Annotated in this window: 21 protein-coding genes, 1 pseudogene and 1 riboswitch; of the genes and pseudogenes, 10 read left to right on the top strand and 12 right to left on the bottom strand. The window is 75.0% G+C overall.

Annotation, left to right across the window (positions count from 1 at the left end; all coding sequences use genetic code 11):
- Window positions 1-221: 221 nt before the first annotated feature.
- Together ACQUSR_RS26125 and ACQUSR_RS26130 are read left to right on the top strand one after the other, a co-directional pair.
- Window positions 222-1328, top strand: a complete 1107-nt coding sequence (locus tag ACQUSR_RS26125) for an amidohydrolase family protein (RefSeq protein ID WP_431045055.1) — start codon at window positions 222-224, stop codon at window positions 1326-1328.
- A 218-nt stretch (window positions 1329-1546) separates the two neighbouring features.
- Window positions 1547-2548, top strand: a complete 1002-nt coding sequence (locus tag ACQUSR_RS26130) for an SCO1860 family LAETG-anchored protein (protein ID WP_431045056.1) — start codon at window positions 1547-1549, stop codon at window positions 2546-2548.
- Between the two features lie 405 nt (window positions 2549-2953).
- On the opposite strand, the gene cobC is transcribed toward ACQUSR_RS26130, so the two are convergent.
- The 10 genes and pseudogenes from cobC to ACQUSR_RS26180 all read right to left on the bottom strand — a co-directional run bounded on the left by cobC (window position 2954) and on the right by ACQUSR_RS26180 (window position 15563).
- Window positions 2954-4027, bottom strand: coding sequence for an Rv2231c family pyridoxal phosphate-dependent protein CobC (gene cobC, locus ACQUSR_RS26135; RefSeq protein WP_431045057.1), 1074 nt, complete (start codon window positions 4025-4027; stop codon window positions 2954-2956).
- Window positions 4028-4139: 112 nt separating this feature from the next.
- Entirely contained in the window at window positions 4140-4979 is an 840-nt protein-coding gene (locus ACQUSR_RS26140; RefSeq protein ID WP_431045058.1) for a sirohydrochlorin chelatase, read from the bottom strand.
- Between the two features lie 615 nt (window positions 4980-5594).
- Window positions 5595-5990, bottom strand: a pseudogene (locus ACQUSR_RS26145) (cobalamin biosynthesis protein); the annotation flags it as partial.
- Window positions 5991-5998: 8 nt separating this feature from the next.
- Window positions 5999-7438, bottom strand: coding sequence for a cobyrinate a,c-diamide synthase (locus ACQUSR_RS26150; RefSeq protein ID WP_431045059.1), 1440 nt, complete (start codon window positions 7436-7438; stop codon window positions 5999-6001).
- 7 nt (window positions 7439-7445) lie between these two features.
- Window positions 7446-8045, bottom strand: a complete 600-nt coding sequence (gene cobO / locus ACQUSR_RS26155) for a cob(I)yrinic acid a,c-diamide adenosyltransferase (RefSeq protein WP_431045060.1) — start codon at window positions 8043-8045, stop codon at window positions 7446-7448.
- A complete protein-coding gene (locus ACQUSR_RS26160) occupies window positions 8045-10174 on the bottom strand; it encodes a putative cobaltochelatase (RefSeq protein ID WP_431045061.1) in 2130 nt (709 codons plus the stop codon). The genes cobO and ACQUSR_RS26160 overlap by 1 nt, the downstream gene beginning before the upstream one ends.
- A 133-nt stretch (window positions 10175-10307) precedes the next feature.
- Window positions 10308-11837, bottom strand: coding sequence for a cobyric acid synthase (locus ACQUSR_RS26165; protein ID WP_431045062.1), 1530 nt, complete (start codon window positions 11835-11837; stop codon window positions 10308-10310).
- 631 nt (window positions 11838-12468) lie between these two features.
- The gene (locus ACQUSR_RS26170; protein ID WP_431045063.1) at window positions 12469-13527 is read right to left on the bottom strand and encodes a cobalamin biosynthesis protein; all 1059 of its coding nucleotides are present in this window, start codon (window positions 13525-13527) and stop codon (window positions 12469-12471) included.
- A gap of 160 nt (window positions 13528-13687) precedes the next feature.
- A riboswitch (cobalamin riboswitch) is annotated at window positions 13688-13847 on the bottom strand.
- A gap of 151 nt (window positions 13848-13998) precedes the next feature.
- Window positions 13999-14250 carry a hypothetical protein gene (locus ACQUSR_RS26175; RefSeq protein ID WP_431045064.1) on the bottom strand — a complete coding sequence of 84 codons (252 nt, stop codon included), beginning with the start codon at window positions 14248-14250 and terminating at the stop codon, window positions 13999-14001.
- A 29-nt stretch (window positions 14251-14279) separates the two neighbouring features.
- A complete protein-coding gene (locus ACQUSR_RS26180) occupies window positions 14280-15563 on the bottom strand; it encodes an inorganic phosphate transporter (RefSeq protein WP_431045065.1) in 1284 nt (427 codons plus the stop codon).
- A gap of 538 nt (window positions 15564-16101) precedes the next feature.
- On the opposite strand from ACQUSR_RS26180, the gene ACQUSR_RS26185 reads away from it, so the two are divergent.
- Entirely contained in the window at window positions 16102-17250 is a 1149-nt protein-coding gene (locus ACQUSR_RS26185; protein WP_431045066.1) for an alpha/beta hydrolase, read from the top strand.
- 289 nt (window positions 17251-17539) lie between these two features.
- Window positions 17540-19159 carry a hypothetical protein gene (locus ACQUSR_RS26190; RefSeq protein ID WP_431045067.1) on the top strand — a complete coding sequence of 540 codons (1620 nt, stop codon included), beginning with the start codon at window positions 17540-17542 and terminating at the stop codon, window positions 19157-19159.
- Between the two features lie 122 nt (window positions 19160-19281).
- Here ACQUSR_RS26190 and ACQUSR_RS26195 read toward each other — a convergent pair whose 3' ends face one another.
- Window positions 19282-19698, bottom strand: a complete 417-nt coding sequence (locus ACQUSR_RS26195; protein WP_431045068.1) for a VOC family protein — start codon at window positions 19696-19698, stop codon at window positions 19282-19284.
- 226 nt (window positions 19699-19924) lie between these two features.
- Here ACQUSR_RS26195 and abc-f point away from each other — a divergent pair, with 226 nt between their 5' ends.
- The 3 genes from abc-f to ACQUSR_RS26210 all read left to right on the top strand — a co-directional run bounded on the left by abc-f (window position 19925) and on the right by ACQUSR_RS26210 (window position 23053).
- Window positions 19925-21523 carry a ribosomal protection-like ABC-F family protein gene (gene abc-f / locus ACQUSR_RS26200; protein WP_431045069.1) on the top strand — a complete coding sequence of 533 codons (1599 nt, stop codon included), beginning with the start codon at window positions 19925-19927 and terminating at the stop codon, window positions 21521-21523.
- A 422-nt stretch (window positions 21524-21945) separates the two neighbouring features.
- Entirely contained in the window at window positions 21946-22167 is a 222-nt protein-coding gene (locus ACQUSR_RS26205; RefSeq protein ID WP_304461066.1) for a helix-turn-helix domain-containing protein, read from the top strand.
- Window positions 22168-22273: 106 nt separating this feature from the next.
- Window positions 22274-23053, top strand: coding sequence for an enoyl-CoA hydratase/isomerase family protein (locus ACQUSR_RS26210; protein ID WP_431045070.1), 780 nt, complete (start codon window positions 22274-22276; stop codon window positions 23051-23053).
- 96 nt (window positions 23054-23149) lie between these two features.
- Here ACQUSR_RS26210 and ACQUSR_RS26215 read toward each other — a convergent pair whose 3' ends face one another.
- Complete coding sequence (locus ACQUSR_RS26215) at window positions 23150-24043, bottom strand: nucleopolyhedrovirus P10 family protein (protein ID WP_431045071.1); 894 nt, start codon at window positions 24041-24043, stop codon at window positions 23150-23152.
- Window positions 24044-24241: 198 nt separating this feature from the next.
- On the opposite strand from ACQUSR_RS26215, the gene ACQUSR_RS26220 reads away from it, so the two are divergent.
- From ACQUSR_RS26220 to ACQUSR_RS26230, 3 genes are all read left to right on the top strand, one after another.
- Window positions 24242-24721 (top strand): Asp23/Gls24 family envelope stress response protein, encoded by a 480-nt coding sequence (locus tag ACQUSR_RS26220; RefSeq protein ID WP_431045072.1) that lies wholly within the window; start codon window positions 24242-24244, stop codon window positions 24719-24721.
- Between the two features lie 96 nt (window positions 24722-24817).
- On the top strand, window positions 24818-25009 hold the full coding sequence (locus tag ACQUSR_RS26225; RefSeq protein WP_431045073.1) for a hypothetical protein: 192 nt from the start codon (window positions 24818-24820) through the stop codon (window positions 25007-25009).
- A 2-nt stretch (window positions 25010-25011) separates the two neighbouring features.
- Window positions 25012-25350: a hypothetical protein gene (locus tag ACQUSR_RS26230; RefSeq protein WP_431045074.1), complete on the top strand. Its 339-nt coding sequence runs from the start codon at window positions 25012-25014 to the stop codon at window positions 25348-25350.
- Window positions 25351-25511 lie beyond the last annotated feature (161 nt).

Raw genomic sequence — 25511 nt, forward strand, 5'->3', positions numbered from 1 at the left:
TGTAACGCTGGCGAGATGGGCTCGAATTACCCTCCCCTGGGCCTAACAAAATCTTGGCGTTTAAGAATCGCGAAACCGGGCAGACGAATATGGGAAGCTGCAATGAAAAGGCCGTGAATAACCTCGGAATTTAATCCCGGAAGTGCGCGCGGCGGCCGGAACCGGTGCGGATCGGCCGCCTGCCCCTCCGGGGCCCCGGAGGGGCTCGTACAGTGCGGACCATGAGTGAGAGCGCGGTGCTGCACATCAAGGGACGGGTGCTGGTCGGGCCGGATCCGGAGGAGGGGGTGCGTGACGAGCTGTGGGTGGTCGGCGGGAGGATCTCCTACGACCGGCCCGCCGGGGTCCCGGCCCGCGATGTCACGCGCGTCGAGGGCTGGGTGCTGCCCGGTCTGGTCGACGCCCACTGCCATGTCGGACTCGACGCCCACGGCCCGGTCGAGGCGGCGGTCAGCGAGAGCCAGGCGCTGCGGGAGCGTGAGGTCGGCGCGCTGCTGCTGCGTGACGCCGGGTCACCGTCCGACACCCGCTGGATCGATGACCGCGAGGACCTGCCGCGCATCATCCGCGCCGGCCGCCACATCGCCCGTACCAAGCGCTACATCCGCAACTACGCCCACGAGGTCGAGCCGGAGGACCTCGTGGCGTACGTGGCCCAGGAGGCCCGGCGCGGCGACGGCTGGGTCAAGCTCGTCGGCGACTGGCTGGACCGCGAGACCGGCGACCTGGGGTTCTGCTGGCCGCGCGGCGAGGCGGCGGCGGCCATCGCCGAGGCGCACCGGCTGGGCGCGCGGGTCACCGCGCACTGCTTCGCCGAGGAGTCCCTCGCCCCGCTGGTGGAGGCGGGCATCGACTGCGTCGAACACGCCACCGGCCTCACCGAGGAAACCATTCCGCTGTTCGCCGAGCGCGGCGTGGCGATCGTGCCCACCCTCGTCAACATCGCCACGTTCCCCACGCTGGCGGTCCGGGGCGAGGGCAAGTTCCCGCGCTGGGCCGACCACATGCGCAGGCTCCACGAACGTCGCTACGACACCGTGCGCGCCGCCTTCGACGCGGGAGTCCCGATCTACACCGGCACGGACGCGGGCGGCTCGCTCGCGCACGGGCTCATCGCGCGGGAGGTCGCCGAACTGACCCGGGCGGGCATCCCGGCGACGGACGCGCTGTCGGCGGCGACCTGGGCTGCGCGGGACTGGCTCGGCCGCCCCGGACTCACCGAGGGCGCCCCGGCCGACCTCGTCGTCTACGCCGCCGACCCGCGGGCGGACGTCCGGGTGCTGGAGGACCCGCGCAGGGTGGTGCTGCGGGGGCGCGTGGTGCGCTGATCGCAGTGTGCTGATCATTTCTTCGAACGGGATGGTTGAAGCTCACTCGTTGGTGTGAAGCGGTCCCCAAGTGGCTGTTGGTTCACCCTCCGTAGGTCAACGATGGCGGAGTCGAGGCCGCCGGCGCCCGTGATGTCCCCCGTGGCAGGTGCCGGTGGCTCCAACTCTCTTGTGGGGGTTCCACACTCGTGTCCTGTTCCACCAACTCTGTGTTCGGCGTGCCCGCACGCCGACTCGCCGCCGCCGCTGCTGTCACCGCCACCACGGCGATGCTGCTCGGCGCCGCGCCCGCGCACGCCACCGGCAGCGCGAACGGCTCCACCGCCGCCACCGGACAGAAGGGCACGGCCGACGCGGTCGTGCTCCGCACCGGGCTTGACGTCTCGCTCCTGAATAAGAAGGTCAACGCGCCGCTGGACGCCGTGCTCAACGAGGTCCACGCGCCGGCCAACGCGGACAAGACCACGCTCAGCGTCACCCTGGACGGCGTCGACGGGGGCCGTCCCGTCCAGGTGGCGCGGGCCGACGTGGCCAACGCACGTGCCGCGGTCGACGGGAAGAAGTCGGAGGGCAGCGCCAAACTGCTCCACGCCAAGGTCCACGTGCCGGGCCTGCCGCTCGTGCCGCTGATCGAGGTCGACCAGGTCACGGCCAAGGCGACGTGCGAAACGGGCAAGCGCCCCAAGGCCGCCGCCAGCATCCCGGGCAGCGTGACCGTGCTCGGCAAGAAGGTCACGCTCAGCTCGTCCGGTACGACGAAGGTGAACGTGCCCGGACTCGGGGACGTCCAGCTCGACCTGGCCCGCACCGCCACCACGGGGCGCACGGCGGCCGCGACCGCGCTCGACCTGAAGGTCGCGATCAACCCGCTCAAGCTGAACGTGGCGGAGGTCGAGGGCCGCGTCACGCTCGTCGAGGCGAACTGCCGTACGGCGGGATCGGGATCGGGATCCACTGAGCCGGGACCGGGCAAGCCCGGTGACGGTGAGAAGCCCGGCGGTGGAGAGAAGCCCGGCGAGGGCGGCGACTCGGCCAAGGGCGGCTCGGGCACCGGGGTCCAGGCGGGCAAGGGCTCCGGCCCGGGCTCGGAGAACCTCGCCGAGACCGGCGGCAGCTCCAGCACCCCGTACATCGCGGGTGGCGCGGCCGCACTGGTCGCGGCCGGCGCGGGCGCGCTGGTCCTCACCCGCAGGCGCAAGGCGGCCGCGCAGGGCGACTAGCGCCTGCGGCGCGCGGGTGGTCCGCGTCCGCGGGAGCCTCGCACCTGCGGGTGCGGGTGTCCTGCGGGGGCCCGCCGGCGCGGGTGGTCCGTGGTGCGGGCCGGTTGGTGGGGGGTGACCTCCGGTCCGCACCGCGGCGGTTGTTCGGCGGCGTGCCGGTGTGTTACGTGCCGAGGGCTCACAGCGTCCGGCCGCGCCGCACGCGTGACGCCTGCGGCGTGCGTGCGGTGGTCCGCGGCGCGGGCCGGTTCGATGAGGGGTCGACCGCCGGTCCGCGCCCCGGGCCCGCTCTCCCGGGAACCCGAGGGCTCCCGTAAACCCACGGGGCGCTGTGCGCCCCATCTCGTGCGCCGGGGTGCGGCGGTCGCGGTATCGGTCGTGACCGCCGCACCCCGGCGTTCCCGTTCACACGTCCGCGAGGACCTTCGCCAGCGCCTCCGTGAAGCGGTCCGTCGTCGCGGGGTCCCGGACGGCGATCCGCAGCCAGTCCGGGCCGAGGCCCGGGAACGTGTCGCCGCGGCGCACCGCGAAGCCGTGGTCGCGCAGCCGGGCGCGGACCGCGGCCGCTCGGGGAAGCCGGATCAGCAGGAACGGGCCCGCCGCCGGCCCGCACACCCGGACCTGCGCGAACTCCGCCAGCCTGGCCAGCAGATGGGCCCGGTCCGCGCCGATCCGCGCGGCCGCCTCCTCGGCCTCCGCCAGCGCCTCGGCCGAACAGCACGCCTCCGCCGCCGCCAGCGCGGGGGTCGACACCGGCCACAGCGGCTGGGCGTGCTCCAGCGCCGCGATCGTCCCGGCACCGGCCAGCACGTACCCGATCCGCAGACCCGCCAGCCCCCACGTCTTGGTGAGACTGCGCAGGACGACGAGCCCCGGCAGGTCCGTCACGGAGGCGAGCGACTCCCGCTCACCGGGCACCGCGTCCATGAACGCCTCGTCCACCACCACGGTGCGCCCGGGGCGGGCCAGCGCGGCCAGGTCCGCGGCGGGGTGCAGTACGGACGTGGGGTTGGTCGGATTGCCGACCACCACCAGGTCGGCGTCCTCGGGCACCCGCTCCGGGCGCAGCCGGAAGCCGTCGCGCTCATCGAGGAGCAGCCGTTCGACCGGCCGACCGGCGTCGCGCAGCGCCGCCTCCGGCTCGGTGAACTGCGGATGCACCACCACCGCCCGCCGGGCGGGCAGTGCGCGGGCGATCAGGACGAACGCCTCCGCCGCGCCCGCCGTCAGCAGCACCCGGCCGGCCGGCAGCCCGTGCCGCGCCGCGACCGCCTCGCGCGCCGCCCGCCCGTCCGGATAGGCGGCGAGCCCGTCGAGGGAGTCGGCGATGCGGGCCTTGAGCCAGGCCGGAGGCGTGCCGGTGCGGACGTTGACCGCGAGATCGGTCAACGCCGCGCCGGAGCCCCGTACTTCCGCGTCACCGTGGTGCCGCAGGTCGAACTCGGCGGACACGGGCGCGCTTTGGGGATCGGCGGACATGGGCGCACTCAGAGGACCGGTGGACACGGGCGCACTCAGAGGACCGGTGGACACGGGCGCACTCAGAGGACCGGTGGACACGGGCGCACTTGGGGTCTCGGCTGGGTCTCTCTCAGTGGACATGGGCGGCTTCTCCCACGCCGCAGCCGCGGGCCGCGACCGTGCCCGTGCCCGTGCACGGTGCGGCCTCCGCGACCAGCTCCGCGTACCGTTCCATGACCGTCTCCACGAGCTCCGCCACCGGCCCGACGGGCCGCGCGCGTACCACCTCCACTTCCTGGTGCGCCAGCGACCAGCCCTCGGCCTGCTGCCACGCCCGGTCGGTCAGCGCCCCCGCGAACAGCGCGTACGGCGCGACGACGACCCGGCGCGCGCCGAGCCTCGCGCACCGGTCGAGACCCGACGCCACGTCCGGGGCGGCCAGGGAGACGAACGCCGTCTCCACGCCCGCGAACCCCCGGCCCTCCCACAGCAGCCGCGCGGCGCGGTGCACCTCGGCGTTGGCGGCCGGGTCCGTCGACCCCTTGCCGACCAGGAGCACCGTCGTCCCGGCCCGGTCCGAGGGCCTCCGCGCGACGCCGCCGAGCGCCTCGTCCAGGCGCCGTTCGAGCGCCTGGAAAAGCTTGGGGCGCGGCCCCAGCGGACCGGCGTAGGTGTGCCGGAGACCGGGGTGCCGCGGCAGCGCGTCGGCCAGCTCCGCCGCGACCGCGCGCTCCGCCCGAGCGTCCCCCACCAGGCTGACCGAGACGACCGCCAAGCGCTCCGCACCGCGCTCGGCGAGCCGGGCCACCGCGTCCGCTATCGAGGGCGCGCCCGGCTCGGTGAGGCCGCCCGCGACGGGGAGCCGGGGGTGCCGGGCCGCCACGTCCTCGGTGAAGGAGCGGAATACCGCGGCGGCGGATTCGTCTCGGGTGCCGTGGCCTGCGAGGAGCAGCGCGGGCGGGGTGGTCACGGGATCTCCCTTGTACGTGGTGCGGGTGGTGCCGGACGGAAGCGGGGCACGGCGGCGTGGGGGATGTGGGGGCGCCGGGCCGGTGTCCCCCGAGACGTTACTGACGCGCGGCCTTCTACGGCCACGCGGGGTGACCTGGGCCGCCGCTGTTTCGGCCATGGAGGCCCAGGCCGCCGGACCGGACCGGACCACTGACGCCCCGTTCGCGGGGCGCGCGTGGGTGTGCGGTGAACACCTGCCCGGCGCGTGCCCGGCACGACGGGTGCCCGGTGGACGTGGCGCCGGCCGTGCCGACGCGTCGGCGGTCCGGCCCGAGTGTGCGCGGGCGCGCCCGCCCACGGGGGCGACGCGCACCGGTCCGCCGCGTGGCGGGGCTAGCTCCCGGACTCCCGAGGCCCGTCGGGCGTAATGGAGCCGGGGGCTTGGCGGGTCGCAAGCTTGGGGGCGACGGGAGGACGCCGCCACAGGGCGCGGCGGCGCGGCGCGACGGCTGGGCGGCCTACGGCCCTGCCGATCGTCGCTGGCCGGTGCGGTGTCCGTGCCTCACGGCCGGGGCGAGGGTACCGGTCACGCGGGGTGGGGCGGGCTCTGGGGCTCGGTTGCCGGGACCGTTCGGCGGCGGGCCACCGCGCAGGTCACCGTCGCGGGACGGCCTGCTGTTCCGCCGGACTTCCGTTTGGGAACAAGTAGTTCGCCGCCCGCCGGACCGGTCGCCAGCAGCGCGGCGGCCTCCGCAACGCTCGGCGTACCGAGGGCCGCGTACGCCGCGGCGGACGGGCCGGGTACCGGGACGGCCGCCAGCGCCCCCGGCTCGTACGCCACCAGCGGCACCCCCAGCGCGGCCGCCGCCGCCACCAGTCCCGGCTCCGTGTCCTTCGGCGCGGCGGTCACCAGAACGGCGACGTCGGCGGCGGACAGGCCCGCCTCGGCGAGCGTCTGCCGGACGAGGCCGAGCACCTCCTGGCCGGTCGCGCCACGGCGGGCCCCCACGCCCACCGTGAGAACCGGCGGCGGCGCGCTCACGTCCGGCACGCGGCGGCGAACCGGGCCGCCGTGGCGGGCGTCGCGGCCCAGTGCACATGCAGGTACGACGCGTGCACCGAGCCCTGCACGAACCCCTCGACCCGGCGCTCGGGGTGCACCAGCCCCCAGGCGGGCTCGGCACCGGCGCCCGGCTCCACGGTCGTGCGGTGGAACTCGTGCCCGCGCGCCCGGGTCCCGGCGGCGGCCAGCGCGTTGTCCGTCAGCGCGACGCCCTCCCGGTAGCCCAGCGTCAGCCGTTCCGTCATCCGCGCCCGCGCGGGCAGCACCCCGCACATCGGGTTGCCGTCCAGCGACCGCGCCAGATACAGCAGCCCCGCGCACTCGGCGGCGATCGGCGCACCGGACGCGGCCAGCCGCGCCACGGCGGCCCGCAGCGGTTCGTTCGCGGACAGCTCGGGCCCGTACACCTCGGGGAAACCACCGCCGATCACCAGGCCGCCGGTGCCGGGCGGCAGCTTCTCGTCCCGCAGCGGGTCGAAGCCGACCACTTCCGCCCCCGCGGCCGTCAGCAGCTCGGTGTGCTCGGCATACGAGAACGTGAACGCGGCACCGCCCGCGACGGCGACCACCGGTCGCTGCCCGTCCGGCTGCTGTTCCTCCGGCCGCTGCCCGTCCGTCCGCTGCCCCTTCGGCTGCCGCTCCTCCGGCCGCCGCCCCTCGGCGTGGCCGCCGTCCGCGTGCCGCACCTCCGCCACCGGGTCCCAGGCCGCCCCCGTCAGCGGCGGCGCGCTGCGCGCCAGCGCCAGCAGGCCCTCCAGGTCGCAGCCCGCACGCACCTGCGCCGCCAGCGCGGCCACCGAGTCCACCGCGTCCGCACGGCGTTCCGCCACCGGCACCAGACCCAGGTGCCGACTGGGCGCCCGCACCGCCTGGACGCGCCGAAGCGCGCCCAGCACCGGGACGCCCGAGCCGTCGAGGGCATCGCGCAGCAGTGCCTCGTGCCGGTCCGAGCCGACCTTGTTGAGGATCACTCCGGCGAGCCGGACCTCCGGGTCCCAGGACGCGAAGCCGTGCACCAGCGCCGCCACCGAACGCGACTGCGACGACGCGTCGACCACCAGCACCACCGGCGCGCGCAGCAGCTTCGCCACATGCGCCGTGGACGCCAGCTCGCCCAGCCCGCTGGCCCCGTCGTACAGCCCCATCACGCCCTCGACCAGGGCCAGATCGCAGCCCGCCGCCCCGTGCAGGAACAGCGGCGCGATCCGCTCGGGGCCGCACAGATAGGCGTCGAGGTTCCGGCCCGGCCGACCGGTCGCCAGCGCGTGGTAGCCCGGGTCGATGTAGTCCGGGCCCACCTTGTGCGGCGACACCGCGAGGCCCGCCTCGGTGAACGCGGCCATCAGCCCCGTGGCGACCGTGGTCTTGCCGCTGCCGGACGCCGGGGCGGCGATGACCAGACGGGGGACGTTCATCGCGCGCTCACCACTCGATACCCCGCTGGCCCTTCTGGCCGGCGTCCATCGGGTGCTTGACCTTGGACATGTCGGTGACCAGATCGGCGAAGTCCAGCAGCGGCTGCGGCGCGTTGCGGCCGGTGATGACGACGTGCTGGGTGCCCGGGCGGTCGCGCAGGACCGAGATCACCTCGTCGGTGTCCACCCAGCCCCAGTGCATCGGGTACGCGAACTCGTCCAGCACGTACAGCTTGTACGTCTCCTCGGCGAGGCAGCGCTTGACCTGCTCCCAGCCCTCGCGCGCCTTCTCCTCGTTGGACATCTCGCCGTCGCGCTGGATCCAGGACCAGCCCTCGCCCATCTTGTGCCAGTCGACGGTCCCGCCCTCGCCGGAGGCGCCGAGCACCTTCAGCGCGTTCTCCTCGCCGACCTTCCATTTCGCCGACTTGACGAACTGGAACACCCCGATCGGCCAGCCCTGGTTCCAGGCCCGCAGCGCCAGCCCGAACGCGGCGGTCGACTTGCCCTTGCCGATGCCCGTGTGCACCAGCACCAGCGGGCGGTTGCGGCGCTGCCGGGTGGTGAGCCCGTCAGCGGGAACGGTGGTGGGTTGTCCTTGCGGCATTACGCGGCCCTCCTGGTCTGCTGTGCGGTCCGTACATCGCGTACCAGCGCGGTCACGTTGTCCGCGCGGAGTTCGTCGAGAGTGAGCGCGGTGGCGCCCAGCCCGCGGGCCAGCTCCGCCGCCAGCCCCAGCCGCACCGGGCCCGCCTCGCAGTCCACGACCACGGACGCGACGCCCTCGCCGGCGAGCAACCCGGCGGCCCGCCCGGCCCGGGCCACCGCGCCCCGGCCGCCGGTCGCCCGCCCGTCGGTCACCACGACCAGCAGCGGGCGGCGCCCCGGATCCCGCATCCGCTCGATCCGCAGCACCTCACGCGCCCTGAGCAGCCCGGCGGCCAGCGGCGTACGGCCACCCGTGGGCAGCTTCTCCAGCCGGGCCGCGGCCGCGTCCACCGACGAGGTGGGCGGCAGCGCCAGCTCCGCGTCCGCGCCCCGGAAGGTGATCAGCCCGACCTTGTCCCGCCGCTGGTAGGCGTCCAGCAGCAGCGACAGCACGGCGCCCTTGACGGCGCTCATCCGCTTACGGGCGGCCATGGAGCCGGAGGCGTCCACGACGAACAGCACCAGATTGCCCTCGCGCCCCTCGCGCACCGCCTCCCGCAGATCGTCCCGGCGGATCACCAGACCGGGGCCGCGCCGCCCGCGTGCCCGCTGGTGCGGGGCGGCCGCGTGCACGGTCGCCGACAGGTGCAGCGCGGTCAGGGTGCCGCGCGGGACACGGGCGCCGGTGGTGCGGCCGTGCGCGGTACGGGCGCGCGAGCGGCGCCCGGCCGCCCCCTCGCCCAACCCCGGCACGTCCAGCTTCCGGGCCTTGAACGGGGCCGCCGCGCCGACCGCGCGCTGCTCGGGCGCGGCACCGCCCGCGGGCTCGCCCGAGGCCTCCCGGTCCTCGTCGCCGGCCGACTCGGCCGTTGCCTCCCTGCCCGTACGCGGACCGGGCACGGACGGATCCGGCGCGCCCTCGGCGCTCTCACCGGACGGCGGCGCCTGGTCCGGCGCACGTCCGTCGGGGCCGCCCCCCGGGCCGCCGCCGGGTCCGCCGTCCGGGCCCCCGTCCGGATCGTTGTCCGGCCCCTCCGGCTCCGGCTCGGGGTCCGGCTCCGGGTCCCGGTCCTCGTCCGCGAACTGCCGCAGCGTCTCGTCGAGCTTCTCCTCGTCCAGCCCCGGCGCGTCGAACGGATTGCGCCGCCGCCGGTGCGGCAGCGCCAGCAGCGCCGCCTGCCGCACGTCCTCGGTCGTGACGTCCGTACGCCCCGCCCAGGCGGCCAGCGCCGTCGCCGTACGCGCGGTGACGATGTCCGCGCGCATCCCGTCCACCTCGAACGCCGCGCACACGGCGGCGATCTGGCGCAGCGCGCCGTCGCCGAGACGCACCTGCGGCAGCAGCGCGCGGGCGGCGGCGATCCGCTCCCGCAGCTCGCTCTCGTCCGCCACCCAGCGCGCCCGGAACCCGCCCGGGTCCTCGTCGTACGCCAGCCGCCGCCGCACCACCTCGACCCGCTCGTCCGGTTCCCGCGACGCCGCGACCTCGACGGTCAGCCCGAAGCGGTCCAGCAACTGCGGCCGCAGCTCGCCCTCTTCGGGATTCATCGTGCCGACCAGCAGGAACCGCGCCGCGTGCCGTACGGAGACGCCTTCACGCTCCACGTAGGACGCGCCCATGGCGGCGGCGTCCAGCAGCAGGTCGATGAGGTGGTCGTGCAGCAGGTTGACCTCGTCGACGTACAGGATGCCCCGGTGCGCGTCCGCCAGCAGCCCCGGCTGGTACGCCTTCACGCCCTCCGACAGCGCGCGTTCGATGTCGAGCGCGCCCACGAGCCGGTCCTCGGAGGCGCCCACGGGCAGCTCCACCATGCGGGCGGCGCGGGCGGCCCCGGCACCCGGCTCGTGCGGGCCGTCCGGGCAGGCGGCGTCCGGCGCGGCCGGGTCACAGGAGAACCGGCAGCCGGGGACGACGTCGATGCCCGGCAGCAACGCGGAAAGGGCCCGCACCGCCGTCGACTTCGCGGTGCCCTTCTCGCCGCGTACGAGCACGCCGCCGATCGCCGGCGAGATGGCGTTGAGCAGCAGGCCGAGCCGCATGTCGGCCATGCCGACGATCGCGGTGAAGGGGTAGGGGGTGGGGCTCATGCGGTCGTACCTCCAAAAATCCAGCCCGTCCTGGGGGTACCTCCCATGCGCGAAGCGCTATGGGGGAGCTTGGGGACGAAGCGGGAAGGGGCGGGTAGGGGAACAAGCCTCGGGTGCCGCGCGACGCACTCGCTCACGGCGCACCCGGTGGAATGAAGCGAAGCCCTCGCGGCACCCCGTCCTCGATCAGCCGCAGCAGCGCGTCCGTGTCCGCGTGCTCCTCGATCAGATCGCCCAGCCGGTCCAACTGCTCCTCGCGCAGCGCGCCGAAGGACGTGTCGGGCGCCGGGGCGAACGCCCGGCCCGCGTCCGCCGCGACCCGCCGCAGGAACGCCCGGCGGAAGCCGTCGCTCTCCAGCGAGCCGTGCCAGTGCGTCCCCCACACCGCCCCGACCCGGCAGCCGTCCAGGAACGCCTCGTCGCCGCCGCCCACGTCGGCGACGCCGTGGTGGATCTCGTACCCCTCCACCGGCTCGCCCAGGGCCGCGCCGACGGGCCGCGCGAGGGTCTTCTCGGCGGCGAAGCGGATCCGTGCCGGCAGCAGGCCGAGCCCGTCGACCGTCCCCGCCCTGGACTCGACGTCGTCCTCGATGCGCTCGGCGAGCATCTGGAAGCCGCCGCAGATGCCCAGCACCGGCCGCCCCTCGGCGGCGCGCCGCACGACGGCGTCGGCCAGGCCCCGCTCCCGCAGCCACGCCAGCGCCCGCACGGTGCCGCGGGTGCCGGGCAGCACCACCAGGTCGGCGTCGGCCAGCTCCTCCGGCCGGTCCACGAACCGCACGATCACGCCGGGTTCGGCGGCCAGCGCGTCCACGTCCGTGAAGTTCGACATCAGGGGGACGGCGGCGACCGCGACCCGCAGCACATCCGCGCCGTGCGGCGGCGCGACGACGCTCTCCCGAACCGCCCCGCGCATCGACACGCTCAGCCCGTCCTCCTCGTCGATGCCGAGCCCGTGCGCGTACGGCAGCACGCCGAGCGTGGGTCGCCCGGTCAGGTCGCGGAGCATGTCCAGGCCCGGCTCCAGCAGTGTCACGTCGCCGCGGAACTTGTTCACCACATAGCCCGCGACATGCCGCTGGTCCTCGGGCGACAGCAGCGCCGTCGTACCGAAGAAGGACGCGAACACCCCGCCCCGGTCGATGTCGCCGACCACCACCACGGGCAGCGAGGCGGCCCGCGCGATCCCCATGTTGACGATGTCGGTGCGCCGCAGATTGATCTCGGCGGGGCTGCCCGCGCCCTCGCAGATCACCGCGTCGTGGGTACGGCGCAGCTCCTCCAGGCACTCCGTCACGGTGCCGAACAACGCCTCCTGCCGCCCGCTGTGGTAGCCGCGCGCGCTCAGCTCGCCCACCGGCTTGCCCAGCAGCACGACCTGGCTGCTGCGGTCGCCGCCCGGCTTGAGCAGGACGGGGTTCATCAGGGCGCTCGGCTCCACGCGCGCGGCCGCGGCCTGCATCGCCTGGGCGCGCCCGATCTCGGCGCCGTCGCGGGTGACGAACGAGTTCAGCGACATGTTCTGCGCCTTGAACGGCGCCACGGACACGCCCTTGCGGGCCAGCCACCGGCAGATGCCCGCCGTCACCACGCTCTTGCCCGCGTCCGAGGTCGTCCCCGCGACCAGCAGTCCGCCACCGAGGCGGCTTCGGTCGCCGCTCATGCCGCGTCTCCTTCAATCGCTTCTCCGCCCGCTGGGCCCCTCCTGCCCGAGGGCGGGCAAGGAGGGATCAGAGGTGCGGCCATCCCCAGCACCTGCTGCCCGGCGGCCGCGCGTGCGTCGCTCATAGGGGTCCCCCTTCCAGCGGCCACCGGCCGCGCTGCGTGCGGGGTGTGGCCCGCGGTAGACCATGCCCGGCGCGGCATCGCGGCACGCGGCCCGGCCGCGTACCGCGTGAGCGCGGCGTTCGCCTGCGCGGCGCGCGTATAAGAGGCGTACGGCGCGTACGAGGCGTACGGCGCGCCCCGCTGCGCGGGGCGCCCGGGTCGGATCGCGCGAGCGTGAGGAGCGCGCCGCGCCCCATCACGGGCGGACCGTGAGGCCGCCCGCGCCCGCGCGTACGCGTTGGCCGACGGGGCGGCGTACGACCTGCTGCCGCCGCCTGTGCGGTGCTCGGGACGGCACCGCGCCGCGTCGCCGGGGCCGCTCATGCCGCGTCCTTCCCGGCGGCCGCTCGCCGCCTCGCACCGTGGCCGGGCGACCGCTGCCCGCGGTCGCCGCGTCCGGCGGGAGAGGCCGGCCCCGCCGTGTGCCTGCCCGACGCGGGCGCCGGTGACCTGGTACGCGTGGCCGCTCATCCGGCCCCCGTTCCAGCCGCCTTCGGCCGTACCGGTCCCCGGCCGCCGCCGGACAGGGCCGACCGCAGGGCGCAGACCGCCAGCCGTCCCGCGACGGACGTCGCCAGCGCCAGCACCCCGACCCGCCGCGACAGCCGGGCCGCGCGCGCGACGTCGGCGACCTCCACCGGCCGCCCCTCGGCGTTCAGTACGGGTCGGTGCTCCACTCGGCCGCCGTAGGCGAGGGTGCCGCCCAGCCGCACCCCCAGCGCCCCCGCGAAGGACGCCTCGACGGGGCCCGCGTTGGGGCTCGGGTGCGCACCGCCGTCCGCGCGCCACACCCGCCGGGCGCCGCGCGGATCCGGTCCGGCGACCGCGGCCAGCGCCGCCGTGAGCCGGGCGCCCGGCCATCCGGCGACGTCGTCCAGCCGGGCCGACGCCCAGCCGAACCGCCGGTGGCGCGGCGACTTGTGGCCCACCATCGCGTCCAGGGTGTTGACGGCACGGAAGCCCACCAGCCCCGGTACGCCGCCGATCGCCCCCCACACCAGGGCGCCCACGACCGCGTCGGAGGTGTTCTCGGCCACCGACTCCACGACCGCGCGCGCGATCTGCTGTCCGTCCAGTGCCTGCGGGTCGCGCCCGCACAGATGCGGCAGCCGCGCCCGGGCGGCGGCCAGGTCGCCGGCGGCGAGCGCGTTCCCGATGACGAGGGCCTCGCGGCGCAGCGACGTACCGCCCAGCACGGCCCACGTGGCGGCGGCGGTCAGCGCGATGTCGGCGGTCCTGGACAGGGACCGTACGGCGGGGGAGGCGGGAGAGAGGGAAGAGGCGGCGGCGGGCCGCCGTACGGCACGGGCCAGCAGCGCGGCACCGGCGGTCGCGCCGCCCGCGCACAGCAGCGTGTGGAGCGCCCCGTAGCCGCGGTGGTCGCGCCAGAGCCGCCGCTCGACGGCGGCGGCGGCCCGCCCGAAGGCGGCCACGGGATGCCCGCGGCGCGGATCGCCGACGGCCAGGTCGCAGGCGAAGCCGAGGGCGGCGCCGCACGCGAAGGACACGGCGTGGTCGGCACGCATCGGTCAGCCCGCCGTCACGCCTCGTCGGGCCGCTCGGGAGGCGGCGCCGGATGTCGGGGTCGGGGGAGCCGCGGCTGCGGGCGGCGGCGTGACGGTGCCGGGCATGGCGTGGTGTCCTCACTCAGGGTCCGCGCCCTGGCTCGACGTAACCGGCGGTGAGAGTCTCCTGGCTCCCGGATCGGCGCTTCCCCCGGCCTTCCAGCCCGCGTACGACGACCGCGCGTGGCGGCCGCGTCCGACGAGCCGTGACCTCGGCTCACGGTGGGGGAGCGCTCCCCGGTGACAGTGGCGGGACCGCGCCGGACTCGCACCGGCTTCCTCTCCTGCCGCCGTTTGGCCTCGGCAGTCCACCATGCTGCGGGAACGGCCGTCAACTCACCCTTGACCTGGGAAACTCGCCCTCGGCCCGGCACACGGCCGTGCCCCGGGACGGGTGTCCCGGGGCACGAGGGGCTGCGGCGCGGGCGGCCGTCAGCCGTTGACGATGAGGTTGATGCCGTAGGCGACGACCGCCGCGCACACCGCGTAGCAGGCGTACCCGAGGGTGCGTGCGAGGACGGACGGGCCGCCGGAGGCGGTCACCGCCGCCACCTCGGACTGCCCCTCGGGCTGCGGCTTACGGGACGTACCGACGATGCCGAGGGTGAAGACCCCGACCATGGCCACGGTCACCACGAGGCTGACGCCGAAGACCTGGCCGAGTGCTGCCCAGTCGATGTTCATGGAAGCGCTTCCTTACCTTGGCCGGGCGGTCAGGCCGTGGCCTGTGCGGGGGCGGCGGGGGTGGCGGCCGGCTCGGCGGACGCCGTGAACTCGGCCCGCTGCTCGGAGCCGGTCGGGGCGGCGGGTTCGGCCGGGGCCACGGGCCCGGCCGGCGGCGGGGCGACCGCCTGGAGCGCGGTGGTGACGACACCCGCGGGCTCGGTCTCGCTCACACCGGTGTCGTTGACGTTGGTGTGGTCCACCGGCTTGCGGCGCGATGCCACCCAGATCGCGGCGCAGGCGGCGCCGGCGAGGATCGCGACGGCCGTGACGCCCCAGTCGCCCTGCTTCGCCAGCAGCGCGGCCGCGGCACCGACCAGGCCGGCGGCCGGCAGGGTGAGCGCCCAGGCGGCGGCCATCCGGCCCGCGGTCGACCAGCGCACCACGCCGCCCTTGCGGCCGAGCCCCGCGCCCATCACGGCACCGGAGCAGACCTGGGTGGTGGAGAGCGCGAACCCGATGTGGGAGGAGGCCAGGATGGTCACCGCGGCGCCGGACTGGGCGGCGAAGCCCTGCGGCGGCTGGATGTCGGTGATGCCCTTGCCCATCGTGCGGATGATCCGCCAGCCGCCCAGGTACGTACCGAGCGCGATGGCGATACCGGCCGAGGCGATGACCCACAGCGGCGGGTCCGAGTCCGGGGCCAGCGCGCCGCCGGTGATCAGCGCCAGGGTCATCACACCCATGGTCTTCTGCGCGTCGTTGGTGCCGTGGGCCAGGGAGACCAGCCCGGCCGAGGCGATCTGCCCGGCCCGGTAGCCCTTGGCGCTGGCCTCGGGGTCGGTCTTCCGGGACGCGGCGTAGGTCAGCCGGGTCGCCAGCACGGTGGCGAGGCCCGCCACGACCGGCGCGGCGACGGCCGGGATCAGGACCTTCATGACGACCTCTTCGCCGTGCACGGCACCGAAGCCGACCGAGGCGACGGTCGCGCCGATCAGACCGCCGAACAGCGCGTGCGAGGAGCTGGAGGGCAGACCCGCGAGCCAGGTCAGCAGGTTCCAGATGATCGCACCCACCAACCCGGCGAAGATCACTTCGGGTTGGATTCCGGATTCGTCGATGATGCCTTTGGAGATGGTCGCGGCGACCTCGACGGAGAGAAAGGCGCCGACGAGGTTCAGCACCGCGGACATCGCGACCGCCACCTTGGGCTTGAGCGCGCCCGTGGAGATGGTGGTGGCCATGGCGTTGGCGGTGTCGTGGAAGCCGTTCGTAAAGTCGAACACCAAGGCCGTGATGATCACGATCCCGATGAGAAGCGTGATGTGTTCCATTCACCCAGGCAATCGTTCGGCGTCAGTGGCACGGCGACCGTAGGGACACAGGGTGAACGGAAGGTGAACTGGTGCAGGCCTGGCGGTGACGTGGCCGAGGGGGCGTGCGTCAGACCGCCCGCGCCTGCGGCAATCCGGGGTGGAAGTGACGCACGCGACATACGTGACGGACCTGGAAGGCCCGCGTCCCGCGGCGTCCCTACCTACCTACTAGTCCCGCGGTGCACCTTCCTACGAGTCCCACGGCGCTCCTACCTATAGGACCCGCATGGGGGACCTATGAGACCTACGGGACCCACGGGACCTTGTGCGAGGGACATCATCGCCCGGGTGCGCGGCGCGCCGTCTGGTCGGCGTGAGCGTGCCAGGCCGCCCCGGGGGCCGGGGCCGGGGGCCAGGGCCGTACGGCGCCAGGGCGGGGGGCGCCGGGGCCTGCTTCGGGTGCCGGGATCCGGGGCGCTGCGGCCCGGTGACGGCGCCGTCACCCGCGCGGGGACGTCCGCTGGCCGCTTCCCCCGTCCGCGCCCACACTGATGTGGTGCGCCTGCGTACCGCGGCGGCCGCGGCCGCCACCACCCTGCTCGGTGCCGGAGCGGCCGCGCTGGCGGCCGGACGGTACGCCGGCGACGCCGCGCTCAGGCCCACCCCGGACCGGCCGCTGCCCCACGACCCGCCGCTGACCGTGCACGCCGCCGGGGACGGCCGGATCACCCTGACCCGCAGCTTCGCCGCGCTGCGCCCCGGGCGCTACGGGCTCACCGGCCAGAACACCCACGCCGTCGTCGGGCCGGTCCTCGCGGACGTCCCGCACCCCGTCGACTGCGTGGTCCGCCGCCTGGAGCGGGTCACCTACGGTGCGCTGGCCCCCGGAGCCCGGGTGCGGCTGACCCCGCAGGTGTACGTCGGCAACCCCCGGGACGCCCTCGGCCTGGACCACGCCGACGTCGACATCCCCGGCGAACTCGGCGCGCTCCCCGCCTGGTTCGTCCCCGGCGCCCGCGCGACCTGGGTGATCACCGTGCACGGCCTGGGCACCACCCGTGAACACCCCATGGTGGCCCTGCCCTTCCTGCACCGGCACCGCTTCCCCGTCCTCGACCTCGCCTACCGCGGCGATCCCGGGGCGCCCCGTACGTCCCAGGGCGCCGGCTACCTCGGCGACGCCGAATGGCACGACGTGGACGCCGCCGTCCGCTACGCCGTGCGGTACGGCGCCCGGCGCGTGGTCCTCTACGGCTGGTCCACCGGTGCCTCGATGGCGCTGCGGACCGCCGCCAACTCCGCGCTGCGGCACCGGATCACCGGGCTCGTGCTGGACTCCCCGGTGCTCGACTGGCAGGCCACCGTGCGCGCCCTCGCCGCCTACCGGGTCCCCACCGCGCTGCTTCCGCTGGCCGTACGGGCCGCCCACGGGCGCATCCGGCCGCAGGGCCGCACCCGGCGCGCGGGCCCGCAGCACGCGGGCTCCGACCACGTGGACCCCGGGCAGCTGTCCGTGCCGACCCTGATCCTGCACGGTCCGGACGACACCCTGGCGCCCTGGGGCGCATCGCGCCAACTGGCCCGGCTCCGCACCGACCTGGTCACCCTTCACACCGTTCCGCACGCCCCGCACGCCGCCATGTGGAACGCCGACCCGCCCGGCTACGAAGAGACCCTGAGGCGGTTCCTGACACCGCTGATGTAGCGCTCGCGCACGGCCTGGCACGGCGCACCGTCCGGCACGGCGCACCGCCCGGCACGGTGCGCGGCCCGGCACGGTGCGCAGCCGGTCGGCGCGGCTTGCCGCGCACCGGCCCGGAGAGGTTCCCGCGCACCACGGGCGGCGCGGCCCCCACAGGATCCGTCGGCGCCGCACCCAAGGGGTCCGTCGGCGCGGCGCCCGCGGACCGGTCGTAGCGTCCCGGCGGTGGCCGGGAAATCCGCCGGACGGGTTCCGATTGGGCTTTCGGGCCGTCAAAGGCGAGACTGAGCCCGTGACGTCCCGTACTCCGCGCGACTCCAGGCTCCGACTCGTCCCCCGCCAGCCGATCGCCGCTGCCCGCCGGGGCATGGCACCCCGCGGCGCCAAGCGCCCGGCCCCGCGCCCGCCCGAGGGCACACCGCTGCCGGGGGAACTCGCCCGGCAGGCCCGGGCGGAACTCGCCGGTGCGGTACGGGTCGCCCGCTGGGCCACGGAGCAGGGCGCCCCCGGCACGCTCTCCGCCGAAGCCGCCGAACGGGCCGCCGCGGCCCTGGGCGGCACCCCCGAGCAGGTACGGGCAGAGTGGGACCGCGCCCGGCTCGTCGGGCTCGTGGAACCGCACGGGAACACCGCCCGCCCCGGCTGGCGGCTCCGGGCGTGGGACCGCGACGACACCGCCGTGCTGCGGGGCTGGGTCGCGCTCCTGGACGCCTGGTCCCTGGCCCGCCCCGCGCCGGAGGAGGCCGAACCCGCCGCGGTGGCGGAAGTGGTCGAAGCCGTACCGCAGTTGCTCTCCCTGCTCCAGCTGTCGGCGGGCCCGGTGCAGCTGCCGGTCCTGCTGGACATGCTCGAACAGCGGGTCGCGGAGCTCCGTACGGAGCGCTGCGAGGTGCCGTACGCCGCGGCTTCGGCGCCCGGCGGCGAGGGCGGCACGCCGGGAGGGAGCGGCACGGCCGGTGCGGATACCGCGCCGCTGGCGGCCCCCCGCGCGGGTGACGCTGGGCCCGCGCGCCCCAGCGGCGCTGAGCGCGCGCACCCGGGTGACGCTGAGCCCGCGGCGCCCGGTGACGCGGCCGGGGCCCTCGCCGCGCTCCTGGACTGGGCCCTCGACGCTCTCGCCTCCGTCGGCTCCCTCGTGGTCCGCCCGGTCGCCGAACCCGGCACCGGGTCCTGCGCCGTCCCCGGCTCCGCCACGGCCCTCGAGCCCCCCACTGCCCTCGAGCCCCCCACTGCCCTCGACCCCGGCGCGGGCCGAGGGCGGCGCGAGGCGGTGCTCACCCCGCTCGGCAACTGGGCGGTGTGGGTCAAGCTCGAGCAGATCTGCGTCGCAGCGCAGAGCCCCGCCGGAAACATCGAGCAGTCCGCCGCCGACATGCTCCGCGGCTGCGCCCGGCTCACCCCGGGCCCCGCCCGCGCCGAGTACCGGGCCTGGCTCGCGGCCCGCCCGGCGGGCAGCGCCGTCACCGAACTCCTCGACGCCGCGCGCGGCGACGACGCGCTGCTGCGCGGCCTCGCCTTCGAGGCGCTGCGCGTGGTCGGCGCGCCCGCCGAGCCCGCCGTACGCGCTGTCGTCGACGAGCCGTTCCTGCGTCCGTACGCCCTGCTCTGGCTCGCCGAACTGGAAGGCGGGGACCCGGAGGACACCTTGCGGGTACTCACCCGCGAGGAGGCCACCTGGCTGTGGGTGGACACCGCGGCGGCCGTCTCCGACCACGGTGAGAGCCCCTTGCTGGTCCGGCACCTGGAGAGCGCCGTGCAGGGCACTGTCCCCGCGCTCCTGGAGGAGGTACGCGCCGTCGGCCACCCGCGCACCGTGCAGGTGCTGGTGGCCCTCGCCGCCGCGCACCCCGACCCGGTGCTGGCCAAAGCGGTCCGCCGCGCGGCTTTCCAGGTGCACACCGGCGGTTCGTGACGCACCGGGCAGGTCCCCCTCCCAGGCGCTCGCGCCGAGGCCGGATTCATCCCCCGCGTCAAGGCCGGTCTCACCCCCCCCGCACCGAGGTCGACCTCAGCCGACCGCGCCAGGGCCGGTGCTCAGCCGCCCGCGCCGGGGGCATACGTGCCGAAGCTCCACACGTTGCCCTCGGCGTCCCGCGCCATGTAGTCCCGCGATCCGTACTCCTGGTCGGTCGGCGGCATGAGGATCTCCACCCCGTGCTCCGCCGCCCGCCGGTGGTGCGCGTCGACGTCGTCCACGACCACATACGTCCCGAAGGGGCCCGCGCCCGCCATGGCCTTGGCGAACGCCCCTTCCCCGCCCGCCGTGCCGAGCATCACCATGCCGTTCCCATAGGTGAGTTCGGCATGCTGCACATAACCGTCCTCGCCCTCGTACACCGCGGCCGCGGTGAACCCGAACGCCTCGGTGAGCTGGGCGATCGCGGCCTTGGCGTCGCGGTAGAGCAGTGTGGGCACGACGGTGGGCCCGCCCGTTCCCGTGGTGGCTGCCATGGCGATCACTCCTCCTCGACGACCTCGCCGAACCCGGCGATGTGATTCACCGCACAGTCTGGCACCGAGGTGTGACACTGACCTGCGGGCGGCCCGGCGGCCCGGGGAAAACGGCTTGCCCACCCCGGTAAACTGCTTCGTATGGCAATTCTCCTCGTGCATTAGGCGGCGTGGCCCGCATCCCGCTCAGCCCCTCCCGCCGTCCATCTGCCCAGGAGTAATTCCCGTGATCACCGCCTCCGGCATCGAGCTGCGCGCCGGCGCCCGCGTCCTCATCGAGTCCGCTTCCTTCCGTATCGCCAAGGGCGACCGGGTCGGTCTCGTCGGCCGCAACGGCGCGGGCAAGACCACCCTCACCAAGTGCCTCGCGGGCGAGGGCATGCCGGCCGCCGGCACCATCACCCGCTCCGGCGAGGTCGGCTATCTGCCGCAGGACCCGCGCACCGGCGACCTCGACGTCCTGGCCCGCGACCGCGTCCTGTCCGCACGCGGCCTGGACGAGGTGCTGCGCAAGATGCGCGAGAACGAGGACCGGATGTCCAACGGCAAGGGCGCCACCCGCGAAAAGGCGATGAAGAAGTACGAGCGCCTGGAGACCGAGTTCCTCACCAAGGGCGGTTACGCCGCCGAGGCCGAGGCCGCGACCATCGCCGCCAGCCTCGGCCTGCCCGACCGGGTCCTCGGCCAGCCGCTGCACACCCTCTCCGGCGGTCAGCGGCGCCGCGTCGAGCTGGCCCGGATCCTCTTCTCCGACGCCGACACCCTGCTGCTGGACGAGCCGACCAACCACCTCGACGCCGACTCGATCTTCTGGCTGCGCGACTACCTCAAGACCTACCGCGGCGGCTTCATCGTCATCTCCCACGACGTCGACCTGGTCGAGACGGTCGTGAACAAGGTCTTCTACCTCGACGCCAACCGCTCGGTCATCGACATCTACAACATGGGCTGGAAGCTCTACCAGGCCCAGCGCGAGGCCGACGAGAAGCGCCGCAAGCGCGAGCGCGCCAACGCCGAGAAGAAGGCCGCCGCCCTCAACTCGCAGGCCGACAAGATGCGCGCCAAGGCCACCAAGACCGTGGCCGCCCAGAACATGGCCCGGCGCGCCGAGAAGCTGCTCTCCGGCCTGGAGGCGGTGCGCGCCTCCGACAAGGTCGCCAAGCTGCGCTTCCCGGACCCCGCGCCGTGCGGCAAGACCCCGCTGACCGCGGAGGGGCTGTCCAAGTCCTACGGCTCGCTGGAGATCTTCACCGATGTGAACCTCGCCATCGACAAGGGCTCCCGGGTGGTCATCCTCGGCCTCAACGGCGCGGGCAAGACCACCCTGCTGCGGCTGCTCGCCGGCGTCGAGAAGGCCGACACCGGCGAGGTCGTGCCCGGCCACGGCCTCAAGCTCGGGTACTACGCGCAGGAGCACGAGACGCTCGACGCGGACCGCACCGTCCTGGAGAACATGCGCTCCGCCGCGCCGGACATGGACCTGGTCGACATCCGCAAGACGCTCGGGTCGTTCCTGTTCTCCGGGGACGACGTCGACAAGCCCGCCGGGGTGCTCTCCGGTGGCGAGAAGACGCGGCTCGCCCTGGCCACCCTCGTGGTCTCCTCGGCCAACGTCCTGCTCCTGGACGAGCCGACCAACAACCTCGACCCCGCCAGCCGTGAGGAGATCCTCGGCGCGCTGCGCACCTTCTCCGGCGCCGTCGTCCTCGTCACCCACGACGAGGGCGCGGTCGAGGCGCTCCAGCCGGAGCGCATCATCCTGCTCCCGGACGGCGTCGAGGACCTGTGGGGCGAGGACTACGCCGACCTGGTCGCGCTCGCCTGACCCCGCCCGCCCGCCCGCGCCGGCAGGCCGCCAGGGCCCGCCCACCTGGTGGTCACGACCGTCGGCCACGCCCCGTGGTCAGGCCGGTGATCAAGGTGCGGTGGATCATTCGGCCGATGCGTGATCCATCATCTGAGTGAGAACGGCTCGTACCGCGGCGCGCCGCACCCGCCCGGCGCACGCCGGGTGGCACGCGCCGCCCGGAATCCCATGCCCGCCGTGGGCCCCTCTCTGACCTGCCGCTTCGTCCACGACACCGGACGAAGGAGCGGACGGATCGCTCCGGAATCTCGTGTTCCGGAGCCGTGCGGCCCGTGATTCCGGGGAAGTCTCCTCGCACGGACCTTGTCGAATGGGTGGCCAGGAACGCGCGGAGGGGTGATCATGAGAGTCCAGAGCGCACTTCCCATGAGGAGGCACGGGTGGCCGAGACTCTGAAGAAGGGCAGCCGGGTGACCGGCGCCGCGCGCGAAAAGCTCGCGGCAGACCTGAAGAAGAAGTACGACGCCGGTGCGAGTATCCGGGCGCTGGCCGAGGAGACCGGCCGGTCCTACGGGTTCGTCCACCGGATGCTGACTGAATCCGGCGTGGTGCTGCGCGGTCGCGGAGGAGCGACGCGGGGCAAGAAAGTCGCAGCGGCCTGAGCCGTCCGCCGACGGGTAGGGCAGTGCCACCCGGTTGATCGGCCGGTCGGCCGGGTGGTTACTGTGCAGTCAACTTCATCTGACTGCGGCCGACCGGAGGCTCCCTGTGACCCTGCTCGACAAGGACGGCGTACACCTCACCGTCGATGACGCGGTCGCCACCGTGACCCTGTCCCATCCGGCCAAGCGCAACGCCCAGTCGCCGGCGCTGTGGCGAGCACTGGTCGAGGCGGGGCAGCTGCTGCCCGGCAGCGTGCGGGTGGTCGTGCTGCGTGGCGAGGGCAAGTCCTTCTCCGCCGGGCTCGACCGGCAGGCGTTCACGCCTGAGGGCTTCGACGGCGAGCCGTCCTTCCTGGACCTCGCCCGCGGCTCGGACGCGGACCTGGACCGCACGATCGCGGAGTACCAGGAGGCGTTCACCTGGTGGCGGCGGAACGACATCATCTCCATCGCCGCCGTCCAGGGACACGCCATCGGCGCGGGGTTCCAGCTCGCGCTCGCCTGCGACCTGCGGGTGTGCGCGGACGACGCGCAGTTCGCGATGCGCGAGACCAGTCTCGGACTGGTCCCGGACCTCACCGGCACGCATCCGCTGGTCGGCCTGGTCGGGTACGCGCGCGCCCTGGAGATCTGCGCCACGGGCCGCTTCGTGCACGCGGCAGAGGCCGAACGCATCGGACTGGCCAACCTGGTCGTGCCCACCGCGGAACTCGACGCCGCCGTCGCGGACCTGGCGGCGGCGCTCCTCGCGGCGCCCCGGAGCGCGGTGATCGAGACCAAGGCGCTGCTGCGCGGAGCCGTCGACCGTACGTACGAGGACCAGCGCACCGCCGAACGGGCAGCGCAGGCGCGTCGCCTCCGCGACCTGGCGGGCCTGTCGGACTGACGTACCCGACCCAGGGCTGTGGGCTCCGCGTCCGGTGCCCTCCGCCCGTGGGCCTCGGGGCAGCTCCCCGTCACGGGAAGGCGGGGCCCCACGCGTTCAAGGGCGCAGGGGGAGGGGCTGTGGAAGGCGTACGTCCGTGACCAGTACCGCCACCGTCACCGGCGCCGAGACGGTCCGTGCCACCGCCGCGCGTACGGCTCTGGCCACGTCCAGCGCGCGGTGGCCCGGCGCCACGGCCACCTGCACCTGAACATGGCGGCCCGCCGGGGCGCCGTCCGGGGTGACGCGGTCCTCGATCCGCACCGGGTGCCGAGAGCCGCCGAGCACGGAGGTGAGCGCGGCCACCCCGGGGACGGCGCTCGCCGCCGCGGCGGCCGCCACCGCGCCCGGGGGCAGATCCGGGCCTTCCGAACCGTCGTCCGTCCGGTCGCTTACCGGGCCGACTTCCTCCGAGGGACCGCCCACCGGGCCGACTTCCTCCGGACCGCCGCCCACCGGACCGATCTCGTCTGAGGCGCCGCTCTCCGGGGCGATCCCCTCCGGGGCGCCGCTCTCCGGGGCGGGTGGTGCCTCCGCCACGCCCGTGGACACCGGCTCGTCCAGCAGCGCCGTCACCCGCACGTCGACCGCCTCGATCAGCAGACCGAGCCGGTCCTTCGCCGCCCCGGCCAGGGCCCTCCGCAGCGCGTCGGCCACCACCGGCAACGGCTCCCGGGCGGCGGCCGCGCAGGTCGCCTCGATCCGCAGCCTGCCCGGCGGCAGCGCGCTGGGCGGCGGCGGCACCCCGGGCCGCGTCACCGCCGCCGGCTCGGCCAGGCCGATTCGCAACGCGCCCAGCCGCGCGTCCGGCACCGCCGCGGCGGCGCGCCGCAGGACCCGGTCCGCCGCACGCTCGGTGAGCCATGCGCCGTCCCCGGGGCCGCCCAGCGGGAGCAGGCGGCCGAGCCCCAGTTGCTCCCGTACCGCACGCGCCAGCCGGTCCGCGACCACAGGCCGTCACTCCTTCTTCCTCGGTCCGCCCAGCCTGCCGCACATCCCCGGCGACGGTGCCGTACGACCCACCCGACCGGGCGCGATCGGGTCACCGCGTCGCACATCTGGCGCGCCCCGCAAGCGGCAGCCCGTAGAGCTACATAAAGTGATAAGTGAGCCGAAAGTCACTCCACCGTCCGGAAAGGATGATCGGCGATGACGGAGACCACACAGCGAGGCCGGGCCGAGGCTGCCACGACGGAGATGGAACGCAAACCCTCCGGAACCCGGCGCGGCGGCGGAGAACCCGGTGTCCGTGGCCGGACCACCATCGCCGACGGCGTCGTGGAGAAGATCGCGGGGCTGGCCGCCCGGGACGTGGTCGGCGTCCACGCCATGGGCAGCGGCTTCGCCCGTACCTTCGGCGCCGTACGCGACCGGGTCCCCGGCGGTCGCGTGGCCGCCGCCACGCGCGGCGTGAAGGCCGAGGTCGGCGAGGTGCAGACGGCCCTGGACCTGGAGATCGTCGTCGACTACGGCGTCTCGATCGCCGACGTGGCGCGCGCCGTACGGGAGAACGTGGTCGTCGCCGTCGAGCGGATGACCGGGCTGGAGGTCGTCGAGGTCAACATCGCGGTCAGCGATGTGAAGCTGCCCGACGAGGAGGAAGAGGAGCAGGAACTGCGGGTCCAGTAGCCCCGACCAGGGCCCGGCAAGGCCAGGCCGAGGCGCCGTCCGCACCGACTGGCCACCGCCGAACCCACATGGAGTACGCGACATACGGAGTACGCGATGAGCAATGCTGTCATCGGTCTGATCGCCGGGATGGGGCTCGCCTTCGCCGGTTACTTCGGCGGCTTCGGGGCCTTTCTGCTGGTGGCGGCGTTGGGCGCCATCGGGTTCGTGGTCGGCCGGTTCCTGGACGGCGACCTGGACCCCGGCGACTTCTTCCGCGGTCGTGACCGTGGCGAGAGACGGCGGTGACCGTGCCGGTCGAGCCCGCGGAGCGCGGCGCGATCCGGATCGCGGACCGAGTCGTCGCCAAGATCGCCTCACAGGCGGCATGGGAGGCGCTGGCCGGCGTCCCGGGGAAACCCCGCCGCCCGCACGCTGTGGTCGCCGTCCGCGACCAGGCCGTACGGGTACGGGTCGCGGTCGAACTCGGCTACCCGTCGGACATCGGCGCCCAGTGCGGCGCGGTGCGCCGCCGTGTCGGCGAGCGGGTGACCGGGCTGGCGGGCATGGAGGTCCCCGACGTCGCGGTCACGGTCGAGCGTCTGCACTCACCCCACCTGGCGGGCACCGGGAGGGAGAGGGTGCGATGAGCGACGCCGAACCGGGAACCGGACCAGACTCCGGACCGCCCCCCGAGTCGCGCTCCGGACCGGCCCCCGAGGCCCGCTCCGGACCGGCCCCCGAGGCCCCCGAGCCGCGCTCCGGACCGGCCCCCGAGTCGCGTTCCGAACCAGGGCTCCAACGAGGCTCC

Origin of the sequence: Streptomyces sp. P1-3 (genome assembly GCF_050613155.1) — a bacterium.
In the GTDB taxonomy this organism is placed as follows: Bacteria; Actinomycetota; Actinomycetes; order Streptomycetales; family Streptomycetaceae; genus Streptomyces.

Coding starts and splice junctions, on each gene's coding strand:
- ACQUSR_RS26125 (WP_431045055.1), top strand. CDS start 222: ATGAGTGAGAGCGCGGTGCTGCACATCAAGGGACGGGTGCTGGTCGGG.
- cobC (WP_431045057.1), bottom strand. CDS start 4,027: ATGTCCGCCGATCCCCAAAGCGCGCCCGTGTCCGCCGAGTTCGACCTG.
- ACQUSR_RS26150 (WP_431045059.1), bottom strand. CDS start 7,438: ATGAACGTCCCCCGTCTGGTCATCGCCGCCCCGGCGTCCGGCAGCGGC.
- cobO (WP_431045060.1), bottom strand. CDS start 8,045: ATGCCGCAAGGACAACCCACCACCGTTCCCGCTGACGGGCTCACCACC.
- ACQUSR_RS26160 (WP_431045061.1), bottom strand. CDS start 10,174: ATGAGCCCCACCCCCTACCCCTTCACCGCGATCGTCGGCATGGCCGAC.
- ACQUSR_RS26165 (WP_431045062.1), bottom strand. CDS start 11,837: ATGAGCGGCGACCGAAGCCGCCTCGGTGGCGGACTGCTGGTCGCGGGG.
- ACQUSR_RS26170 (WP_431045063.1), bottom strand. CDS start 13,527: ATGCGTGCCGACCACGCCGTGTCCTTCGCGTGCGGCGCCGCCCTCGGC.
- ACQUSR_RS26175 (WP_431045064.1), bottom strand. CDS start 14,250: ATGAACATCGACTGGGCAGCACTCGGCCAGGTCTTCGGCGTCAGCCTC.
- ACQUSR_RS26180 (WP_431045065.1), bottom strand. CDS start 15,563: ATGGAACACATCACGCTTCTCATCGGGATCGTGATCATCACGGCCTTG.
- ACQUSR_RS26195 (WP_431045068.1), bottom strand. CDS start 19,698: ATGGCAGCCACCACGGGAACGGGCGGGCCCACCGTCGTGCCCACACTG.
- ACQUSR_RS26220 (WP_431045072.1), top strand. CDS start 24,242: ATGACGGAGACCACACAGCGAGGCCGGGCCGAGGCTGCCACGACGGAG.
- ACQUSR_RS26225 (WP_431045073.1), top strand. CDS start 24,818: ATGAGCAATGCTGTCATCGGTCTGATCGCCGGGATGGGGCTCGCCTTC.